The following is a 10,505-nucleotide window of genomic DNA, read 5'->3' as shown; positions in this document are numbered from 1 at the left end:
AAAATCAATAAGGGCAATGATTATTAGCGATTTATGTTTATTAGTGTTATTTAATGTATCAATCTATTAGAACTTTAAGACCTGTGAGGTTTAATGTGAGGTTTAATTAGTATAAAATCACCATTTCAATTCGCCATAATTTTTTCTCAAATATTCTTTAACGACTGCTATATCATCCTTAGCGGTTAAATCAGGAACATGCTCAGAAAAAGGAATCCCAAGAACAGAATTAGGGTGTGTGCTTAACATATTTAGTAAAGCTGTTGGCAACTCTTTTTCATCTCTTTCGGGATGTATGGGACAGTTTTTTAGATCGTTAAATAGCATAGCTCCATTGAACTTAAAAACATTCATACTTACCCTTAGTTTTCCTGATGAATCTCTATAACCCTCTACTTCTTCTGCCTTCGGTTTTTCTATGATATCTAATAATATACCTTCTTTCTCTAACTTTGCTAAAGCAAATCGAGAGATTCTTTCGGATGAAAATTCTAAAGCATCACGCGAGTAGCTTATAAAAGCATTTTCACTTTTTACTGTTCTTAATGCCTGTAATGCTTCGTATGAATATAAATTATCGCTATTACAAACAGTATAATATTGCTCGCTTAACTCTGGGTATTGTTCTACTACCTGATATAAAGCATCTGCTGTTCCAAATGGTTTAATTCTTCCTTCAGGAATATACTGGATAGCAAATGAAATAGTTAAACCTTTAAAAGTATTTCCTTTATCTTTTTTTCCATAAAACTCTTTAAAAAGTTCTCCTTGCTCACTAATAACAATATATATGTTTGTATACCCTGCTCGTTTAGCATTATATAAAAGATAATCCATCATTGGTCTCCCATCTTTACCCACACCAATGAGTCCTTTACTTCTTTTATTTGCTTGTGTAATTTCCTCTTCAGACAAGTTCTTAGACATTGACTGTTTCTTCATTCTCGAAGAAGCTCCTCCAGCTAATATGATCAAATTTTCATGCATCTCTAAAATAATTTTTTATGTATAATATCTGGGTTATTTAAAATCCTAGCTCCTTTATCAACATTGACTCTATAAGCATCTTTACCACCAGCATCTATAATAGCATTAATGATTTTTTGTTCTTTTCCTTCTGAAGCTAAAACAACAATACTCCCTCCTCTACCAGAACCAACTATTTTAGCCCCATATGCTCCTGCATCTAACGCACTATCTATCATATTGTCTATTTTGGGAACTGTTATTTTTAAAACATCTCTTAGAATTTGATGATGTTCATTCATTAAACTACCAAGTTCTTCAAAATCTATATGTTTTCTTTTTAGTACTCTAAGTGCCTTTTGTGTAATATCATGGTTAGATATGGCTGCATATAAGTATGGATAGAGTCTATCTGGTAAATAATTCTGTAATGTATCTAGATCTTTTTTTTGAGCTTTTTGTATATCAAAGTCCTTGTCAGTCTCTTTAATTTTATGAATTGCTAACCAAGCTTTTTCTTTTAACTCTTTTAAGACTCCTATTGTTTCTTTTGGAATACCAGACTCTCCAATAATTAAACCTTTTATAGGTTTATGTATTAGTTCATAATTAAAGTCATTACCTGTTTCTAAATATAATACATTACCCAAACCGATACTATATTGATCCATTTTCCCTCCGGGTGACCCTTGCTCTAAGACTTCAGCTTCATATGCTATTTGTGAAACATATTCTGGCGTAACTGAGTTTCTAGAACCAAAAGCTTCTAATAGAAATTTTATCCAAGAAACAACTACTGCCGAAGAACTCGATATGCCTGCATTTATTGGTAAATTACCTGAGATCGTAATATCAAAACCCCTATCTGGTATACAACCATATTCTTTTACAACTTTCAACACTGACAACAGATGATCTCCCTTTTCAATGTCATTAATTGTGTTATTAATAAAAATATTTCTTTCTTTATCAATATCAGGTGTTCTAATATTAAAAATAGTACTATTATTCTCTTCTGCAACTAATTTAATATATCTATCAATTGCACAAGCAATAATAGGTAACCCAATATAGTCTTGATGATCTCCAAACAAACATGTTCTACCTGGCGCAATTGAAACTATTTTCTTTTTCATAAAACTAAAAATTAAACAATTGTATTACAAAACTTATCACTACTTATAAATATACAATTACACATCTTAACATGGCGAATATAATTATGAGTTTTCTGAAAAACAAGGAAAAAATTACAAAATGTGCTCGAGCACATATATTTAGTGTTATCGTACACAGTAAACATAAAAAATAACCTATATATTTGAATTATCATTGATTTTTGGGTTCATGATTTAAAAAAATATGGAAAATAAAAAATATACGATAAAAGATATTGCGGATCTAGCTGGTGTCTCAAAAGGAACAGTAGATAGAGTTTTACATAATCGTGGAAGAGTTTCAGAAAAAGCATTAGAGTCCGTTAACAATGTTCTTGATAAGATTGATTATCAACCTAATATTATTGCTAGAAATCTAAAAAATAATAAAACTTATCATATTTGTATCGTTATTCCAGATCCAAAAAAAGATGAATATTGGAAGCCCTGTATTGATGGTATTGATGAGGCTGTAACAAAATACCGCTCACTAGGCATATCTACAGAAACTTTTTTTTACAACCCTACTTCCACGCATTCGTTTCTAAATACCTGTAATAAGGTATTAGACCAAAAACCTGATGCTGTTCTGCTTCCTCCTTTATTTCATACTCAAACAGTGCAAATGATCGACGAGTACAATTCTAAAGGTATACTTGTTTGTACTTTTAATGATCAAATAAATGCTAAAACTGTTAAAGGCTATGTAGGACAAGACTTATATAAAAGTGGTAGAATAGGAGCACAGTTAATGGAAACAATTACCTCTACAGCAGCAGAATTAGTAATCATTCATGTAGATGAAACTTTTAATAACTCCATCCATATGCAAGAAAAAGAAAAAGGTTTTAGAAGTTATTTTGAGAAAACAAATGATACGAAGCACAATATAACAACTCTAAAAATAAAACATTTTGATCTTGATAATACCATTGTAGAATATTTAAATACTAACCCTAAAACAGAGGGCATATTCGTAACCACCTCTAAATCTTTTAAAATTGCTCAGGTTTTATCAAATATACCTACAGCTTCCTTAAAAATTATTGGATATGATCTTTTAGAAGAAAACATAAAGTATCTAGAAAATAAAAAAATTGATTACCTAATTCATCAAAACCCTAAACAACAGGCATATCTCAGTATTATTTATATTGCTGAACATTTCTTATTCAATAAAAGTATTCCTAAAAAAAAACTGCTTCCTATAAACATTATTAATTCTGAAAATATAGAGACATATTTGGAATACTAAATACTATGAGTCTTTAGAATTTAAAACTCCTATAGAAGTTGAATAAGAATTTTATAAACTTAAAAATGCAGCATAGGTCTTAGAAAAATTGTCTGAATTTCTCTTGCAAGTCCATTTCCAAGATGATCTTTAAACTGGTATACATATTTATACCCATCAGCTTCTTTTTCTACATAACCCTCTGGGTGGTTAAAGAACTCCAAGTTACCATTCTTATAGACATAATTACCTGAATATTCAGTCTCTGTTAATGAACCTCCCTCTGTCGCAATCTTTTTTAGTTTTGCGCCAGTGGCGTCGTAAATATAAGAAATAGTTCCGGGTTACCTTATCGATAAAAAGGTAGCTAAACTATACAAAGAATAAATCTTCTTATAATAAAAAAACCAGCTACATCGCTGTAACTGGTTCTCATCTTTATTTCTTACTCTTACTACTACGAAGTCGGGAGACATTCGTAGAGCATCACTCTTCGAAGAGCGGGAAGCAAAACATGCCAGAGCTGTAGCCAAAAAGTTCTGTCCAGAAGATGCCATAGTTACTATTACCACCACTAAACAAAACAAAGACCAGTACGCAAGATACATTGCAGAAGTAACCTACAACGATACTAATATGTCTGATTATTTGATTGATAAAGATGTAGCTAAACTTTGGAAAGGGTAATAGTATAAAACAATAAACCCACAACATTACTGCTATGGGTCTTTCTTTTATTACTTACTTATTGCTTCGAAGTTATAAACTTCGAAGAGCTGGAGGGCGCATAATTTACTTACATTTCCAAATCTGAGAATCGGCTATTTTGTATGATCCGTTTTGAGATTTAATCAACCAAGATGAAAAATCTTCAAAACTTAGAGTTGACTTGTCAGAAAAACTACTTAAATCAATAGAAAGACCTGTTTTAGACAATAAACCTTTTTTATTAGCCATTAAGAGAAAAACAACCTTATTATTAATGGTCGTAGTGTAAATTTTTCTTTTTTTAGGATCAATTAACTCTATCAGGTTTGCAATCCGTCCTTCAGAAACCACTATAGATTCAGATTCTTTAAAATCAATATACCAATCGATACTTTTCTTGATATTTTTACAAGAATTTTTATCTATAATAATATTTTCTAATAACTTAACTAATCCTAAATCATTAAAGAAAACTAATTCAGAATTATACTTTAATTGATCTTCTTTATTCTGAGCACAACCTATTAAACTAGAAAGAAGTATCACAGATACTGCTAAAAATAATTTAGACTTGAACTTTAAATATTTCATAATTAATTTGTTATAATAATTTCTTCTAATTCAAAACTTGCCGAGTTTTCATTATAATCTTTATATTGTTTAAGGAAAGCTGAATAGATCTCAAATCTAGTATTAATTCCTGCTCTTCTTTTAATAACACCTGCTGAAGTAGTATCTCCCGAAGATGGTGCTAAATAAGGATCTGGATGGGTAAAAAAGCGTACTCATAAAAAAACCACCTCAATATATGAAGTGGCTTTAATCTATTGTTAATCAAGCTTGGATTGCAAATCCGAGCTATCTGGTTTATTCTCTTAATCTACTGCGTCTAATAAACTTAGATCTTCCCAAACATCAATATAGTTATCATTATCCGCTACCAAAAATCTCCAACCTGGTTCAAGACCTAAAAACTTTATTATACTTGGATAAGTCTCTATTAAATGATGTAAATGAACTGGTTCAAAGAAAGTGTCATCACTTTTGTCAAAATCTTCTCCTGACCAAATATACCAACCTGTTGTTTGGTCATACACAGGGTGACGTAAACCATTAATAATATTTTTTTTAGGATCAAACCCTCTTCCTAATCCTATAAACATTTCCCAATCAGCTTCTACATAATTCGCGTCATATTTAACACAAATTGCCTTTTGTTCTTCTATATACCTATTAATTAAATCCATGTTCTTTCTTTTTTTGCTTTGAATACCTACTCATAGCGGCACCTTCTTGGTTTGAACAAGTAGAGCATTCTGGCTGTATAGCACTATTACTTCTCATATTTGTTTTATCTATCGTTCCAGTTTCGTAGTATTCCTCTACTAGTGCTTTTTTGTATCCCGCTATATATTTATCTGAGGTATTACCACATTTTGCACAACCTGTTTTTTTCCCTACTTCATTTACATATTTTCGCATAGATGAAGTAGTTGCATTAGATGGTCTTTTATAGGGTTTAGTAATATTAGGTTTACTTATTGCTTTACCCGTATTCTTACTAGTAGAAACGAGCCCCTTGGATTTACTAACAACATTTACACTTTTAGTTACACTAGATGCAACACCATCTGTAGCTACGGCTGCTGCAACATCAATAGCGACTCCAGCTCCCATAACCCTAACAGCATTAGCTCTACTTAAACCTTCTTATTTGATCTATTGAGGAATTAACCGATTTACCAATAGCATTACCTACACCTGCTAAATCTCCATTACCCGCAGCTCTTACACCATTTCCTAAATTTTCATTATTACTTATGTTGGTTAAAGCGGCAGCTACATTTTGAGCAGCACTTCTACTGGCAACGGTTTTAAGAGAATTCCATAAACTTTTTGCTTTACGGACTACTGCAATTCTAACACTTTGAGCATTACTAATTGGAATAGCATCCCCAGCACTGCCACAATCACCATTTGGACATGGCATCATCCCATCGGGGTCTAAAAAGAAAATCGGATTATCAAAAGCATAGTTATAAGGAGAGTGTCTACGCATTGCTTCGGCTAATGGGTCAAGGTTCATCCATCTACCCAATGCAGGATCATAGTTTCTAGCTGTAATATCAAGCCATTCTAAATCAAGTTCTGATTGTTCTTCTGCTCCTCCAAAACCATAGTTGTGGTTTCTACCACGCACAGTTTCATTAATTCCATGCATTTTTAACCCAAAGGGATAGTAGTTTTTCTCTTGTACAATTTCACTTTGAGAGATAGAACCATTTTTATAAACATAATTACCTGCATACGCTGTCTCTGTTAATGAACCTCCCTCTGTTGCAATCTTTTTTAGTTTTGCGCCAGTAGCATCGTAAATATAAGAAATAGTTCTGGGTTACCTTATCAATAAAAAGGTAGCTAAACTATAGAAAGAATAAATCTTCTTATAATAAAAAAACCAGCTACATCAATGTAACTGGTTCTTAATATTTATAAATCCGTTTTTGATCATTCCGCTAAGTCAGGAGACTTTGCGAAGCGGTTATGTTGTAAATTTCTACCAACTACGACCTTTATACAAAACTTTGCCGTTTTTTTTAAACTCTACTTTAAATACATTATCATAAATTGGATTCAAAGCTTTTCTAGTAAACGGCTTTTCTTTTGATTCTGTTTTTAGCCTCTCTAAGATTATTCCCTTTGACTCCGCAGAACCAAAAAAGGCATCTGTATCAAAAATTAATGGATATAGTTTTTTATCTACGACTACCTTTCTGTTAGTTCTCGTTTTCCAAAAGATATCCGATTCTGAAACAAAAATTGTAAAATTATCATTTTCTTGAGCTAGCTCTAGGTAAAGGTCTTTATTCTTTAGACCTGATACATGAGCTTTTAAAATATTCTCAACTTCTAATGGAAGTACATAAACTATAATATCATCATTAGAATTTTCAACTACTGTTTGTACGGTTGTACAACCTGCTAGTGCAATGAACGATATTATTATATATAGATTTTTCATTGGTTTCTTTTAATATATCTTGATAACGCATCGGCACCAACGTTCTGATTGTTTGTGGTTCCGATAAAATTCGTTTGATTTCCGTCTGACGTTCGATGCATTGCAGGACCCGCGCCTCCAACAAATGGAGATGGTAATGATATGGCAGGGGTTCCTTTATAAGAATCGATAGAATAAATAGTTGTGCCTGTACTTTGTGCAGTATTCCTATCTGTTTGAGAGGTACCAGGTATATTCACTTTACCAGGATCTGAAGTTTTATTATGAGAATGTACCTGACCTAATAAAACATTTTGGCTACCACCAATTGTCAATACACCGTCTCTTCTTTGCTCACTCGCCATAGTTGTTTGACCATCAACCCCATCAGCACCTCTTGAAGAAGTAACAACTCCTGTTGGATTACCAGCACTTTTAGAATCGATATTCAATGTTATATAAGCTTGCCTTTCTGCTGACTGATCTACTACAGTCTCATTATTTACATTATTAATATCATTCTGTATAGTTGCCTGATCTATTGTAACTACATTGCTCAAGGATTGCAATTGATCCGTAGCCTTCATAGAGGTTGTTCCATTATTTTGAGATTTAACATCTGCAAAATCATCCGCATATATAACTCGTACATTATTTGTAACAGCTCCATCTTGCCCTAAATAATTTCCATTCTGATCTAAATAGTGATCTAAAGGCATCATCCCATCGGGATCTATAAAATAGATAGGATTATCAAACGCATAATTATAAGGGGAGTGTCTACGCATTGCTTCGGCTAATGGATCTAAATTCATCCATCTGCCCAGTGCAGGGTCGTAGTTTCTGGCAGAGAAGTCCAACCACTCCAGACCAAGCTCGTCTTGTTCCTCTTTCCCGTTAAACCCATAGTTATGTTTTCTGCCTGATATTGTGTTATTGTATCCTTTATGTTGTAGTCCAAAGGGATAATAATTTTTCTCTTCTACGATCTCAGAAGTAGTGATTGTACCGTCTTTATCAGCATCCTTGTATGAGAGTCTAATATTCCCTAAATGGTCTTTGTATTGATACACATATTTATACCCATCAGCTTCTTTCTCTACAATACCTTCTGGGTGGTTGAAGAACTCCAGAGTACCATTTTTATAGACGAAATTACCTGCATACGCTGTCTCTGTTAATGAACCTCCCTCTGTTGCAATCTTTTTTAGTTTTGCGCCAGTAGCATCGTAAATATAAGAAATAGTTCCGGTATGTTTGCTATTATTTATGGTAACTGTTGTAGGCAGATTTAAATGATTATAGGTAATCCCTGTAATTCCTTTATTACGGTCAATGGTCATATTACCATTGCTATCATACTCAAAATCATCAATGGCATTCCTACTTTCNGTTTCTAGTTAAGCTTTCTATATTACCCATTTTATCATAAGTAACATTGTTTAGGTCATAGTTCCCATCATTACTTATAGCGCTATTGATTCTATTTAAAGCATCATAACTATACTTATAGTATCGCTGGGTATGATCATTAGCGGTTTGCCATTGGGTTTCGGATATATTTCCATTAAATAGCGGTGTAGCCCCGTGTTCTGGGGTATTATAATTGATCTTAAAGCCAAATAAATCTCCATTAGCTGTTGTCCCTTCGTTTATAGCTTGTAACCAACCTCTAATATTATAAGTGTAGTTTACAGTTTGCAGGTTTTTTCTTTCAGTATTGTCAACGCTTTTTGCAGCGCTATCAACGATTCCAAAGTTTTTGATTTGATGTTGTTTACTATATATAGAGAGGTCTCCATATAAAACAGCTGTAGAGGCTGTAGCAGAAGTATAGAATACTTCTCCATTTTTTTTGTAAAAAATCGTACTCCCAATACGTTCTACTCTAAAAACATCTCCTATAGTATAGGTTCCAAAATTCCCTTTACCTGCTGGACCTTCATATATCCCAACACTGCCATTATTAGCGAGAGCTATTGCATATTTTATACTATTATAATGAGAACTGGTATTCTGAGTTGATAAGCCCGCCATTAGAATAGAGCTTGCCGAAGTAGCTTCGTATTCTACATAACCATCGCCAGAAAAACCGGTACTGGTAATCACCCCTGCATTACTCCAACTGTCATTGGCTGTTTTAGTGATGATATTACCCGATACTGCTACACCAACAATGTTTTTATATCCAATACTCTTAGCATTATTACTTACAGAATTTCCTGATCCGATATCTTTACTGACCAATTGCCCCAATGCATCATAGGTATTGGATACAATAACTTCTGGGGATTGCGAATTGATCTTCTGAGTTTGTGTCAGCAATCTCCCCATATGATCATAGGTAAAGGTATCAATGGTTACAATTGCTGTATTGCTATCTTTAGTATGGGTGGTTTTGGTTTCTTCTACTTTACCTCCAAAATCTAATTTACTTTCTACTACATCTGTAGTGTTTAAGTACTCATTTTTACTCGCTACATAGATAGGTCGTGCTTTACCATCATAATAGGTTACTGTTGTGATCCAATCTGTAGTTCCTAATACTTTTATTGTACTACCGGTAGCTAAGGATCTGGTTTTGCTAGTAACAGCATTTCCATAAATCGTATTTGGATTAGAAAATTCAGAAGCTGGTGTAGTTCCTAAAAAGCTATACGTATCATAATAATTAATAGTTAAGACTTCTGCTGTAGCTGTTTTTGGATATCCACCATCATTATAATACATCGATACTCCCCCGATGGTAATAGCATTCTGAGGTGTTACCCAAAGAGGATCATTATACGCTGTGGCTTCAGTTTGTAATACCTTTCTATCTTTATCTACAATCGTAATTTTACCGGTATAGGCTACTCTCCCTAATGCATCATACTTGGTAAACAACCAAGCGTTTTGTGCTTCTAATATCGCATCTTGGGTTAGGATTGGTTGATCTAGATTGTTGTATATAATAGACTCCCATCCTTTACCAGGGATTTTCTTTTCTACCAGTCGATTTCTGTAATCATATTTATATTGGTAGCACAATTCTGATAATTCGGTTGCATCTACGCCATCATTAGTATCGACTTTAGGTGGCAGTACGAATGATAGATTCCCATAGATATCATACACATAATAGGTATCATGAGCGATATTATCGGCATAGGTTCGTTTTAGAATTACCTGTCCTTGTTTATTTTTATACTCTTTGGTGGTATGATCATTAAGATTAGTTTGATTTGGGCTCCAGTTTTCGTCTTTAGTACTGCTTACATATAACGTATTGGCAAGATATCCAGAGTTTCTTTTTTGTAATTCTGGTTGTTCTGAATTATTTGCTGCAAAGGTTACATAAAAATGAGGAATTGTATTGTCTACATTAGCTGTCCAATCAAATTTAATAGTGTGATCTGTATCACTGTTCTTATCTACTTTCCATGCTTTTCCGGGTGCG

General features: G+C 33.2%; 11 protein-coding genes and 1 pseudogene. 2 read left to right on the top strand and 10 right to left on the bottom strand.

The window, feature by feature from the left end:
• Nucleotides 1-117 precede the first annotated feature (117 nt).
• The gene (locus tag N456_RS23410) at nucleotides 118-987 is read right to left on the bottom strand and encodes a sugar phosphate nucleotidyltransferase (RefSeq protein WP_062062994.1); all 870 of its coding nucleotides are present in this window, start codon (nucleotides 985-987) and stop codon (nucleotides 118-120) included.
• A gap of 2 nt (nucleotides 988-989) precedes the next feature.
• Entirely contained in the window at nucleotides 990-2,102 is a 1,113-nt protein-coding gene (locus N456_RS23405) for a mevalonate kinase family protein (RefSeq protein WP_062062991.1), read from the bottom strand.
• A gap of 226 nt (nucleotides 2,103-2,328) precedes the next feature.
• Between N456_RS23405 and N456_RS23400 the strand changes: the two genes are divergently transcribed.
• Nucleotides 2,329-3,378, top strand: coding sequence for a LacI family DNA-binding transcriptional regulator (locus N456_RS23400; protein ID WP_062062989.1), 1,050 nt, complete (start codon nucleotides 2,329-2,331; stop codon nucleotides 3,376-3,378).
• Nucleotides 3,379-3,437: 59 nt separating this feature from the next.
• On the opposite strand, the gene N456_RS24715 is transcribed toward N456_RS23400, so the two are convergent.
• Nucleotides 3,438-3,581 (bottom strand): hypothetical protein, encoded by a 144-nt coding sequence (locus N456_RS24715; RefSeq protein WP_158447962.1) that lies wholly within the window; start codon nucleotides 3,579-3,581, stop codon nucleotides 3,438-3,440.
• Between the two features lie 250 nt (nucleotides 3,582-3,831).
• Here N456_RS24715 and N456_RS25500 point away from each other — a divergent pair, with 250 nt between their 5' ends.
• A complete protein-coding gene (locus tag N456_RS25500; protein WP_082422640.1) occupies nucleotides 3,832-4,044 on the top strand; it encodes a thermonuclease family protein in 213 nt (70 codons plus the stop codon).
• Between the two features lie 105 nt (nucleotides 4,045-4,149).
• Here N456_RS25500 and N456_RS23395 read toward each other — a convergent pair whose 3' ends face one another.
• The 7 genes and pseudogenes from N456_RS23395 to N456_RS24710 all read right to left on the bottom strand — a co-directional run.
• Nucleotides 4,150-4,656, bottom strand: a complete 507-nt coding sequence (locus N456_RS23395; protein WP_062062986.1) for a hypothetical protein — start codon at nucleotides 4,654-4,656, stop codon at nucleotides 4,150-4,152.
• A 284-nt stretch (nucleotides 4,657-4,940) separates the two neighbouring features.
• On the bottom strand, nucleotides 4,941-5,312 hold the full coding sequence (locus tag N456_RS23390; protein ID WP_062062984.1) for an immunity protein Imm33 domain-containing protein: 372 nt from the start codon (nucleotides 5,310-5,312) through the stop codon (nucleotides 4,941-4,943).
• Nucleotides 5,299-5,742, bottom strand: coding sequence for a hypothetical protein (locus N456_RS23385; RefSeq protein WP_062062981.1), 444 nt, complete (start codon nucleotides 5,740-5,742; stop codon nucleotides 5,299-5,301). The genes N456_RS23390 and N456_RS23385 overlap by 14 nt, the downstream gene beginning before the upstream one ends.
• 19 nt (nucleotides 5,743-5,761) lie before the next feature.
• Nucleotides 5,762-6,325 carry an RHS repeat domain-containing protein gene (locus tag N456_RS23380; RefSeq protein ID WP_262482864.1) on the bottom strand — a complete coding sequence of 188 codons (564 nt, stop codon included), beginning with the start codon at nucleotides 6,323-6,325 and terminating at the stop codon, nucleotides 5,762-5,764.
• Nucleotides 6,326-6,622: 297 nt separating this feature from the next.
• The gene (locus N456_RS23375; protein WP_062062976.1) at nucleotides 6,623-7,087 is read right to left on the bottom strand and encodes a hypothetical protein; all 465 of its coding nucleotides are present in this window, start codon (nucleotides 7,085-7,087) and stop codon (nucleotides 6,623-6,625) included.
• Complete coding sequence (locus tag N456_RS25495) at nucleotides 7,084-8,409, bottom strand: RHS repeat-associated core domain-containing protein (protein ID WP_062062973.1); 1,326 nt, start codon at nucleotides 8,407-8,409, stop codon at nucleotides 7,084-7,086. Before N456_RS25495 ends, N456_RS23375 begins: the two co-directional genes overlap by 4 nt.
• Before the next feature lie 49 nt (nucleotides 8,410-8,458).
• Nucleotides 8,459-10,505: pseudogene (locus tag N456_RS24710) on the bottom strand (hypothetical protein); the annotation flags it as partial.

This window comes from Aquimarina longa SW024 (assembly GCF_001401755.1).
GTDB lineage: Bacteria > Bacteroidota > Bacteroidia > Flavobacteriales > Flavobacteriaceae > Aquimarina > Aquimarina longa.
This window is presented reverse-complemented; position numbering and strand designations above follow the sequence as displayed.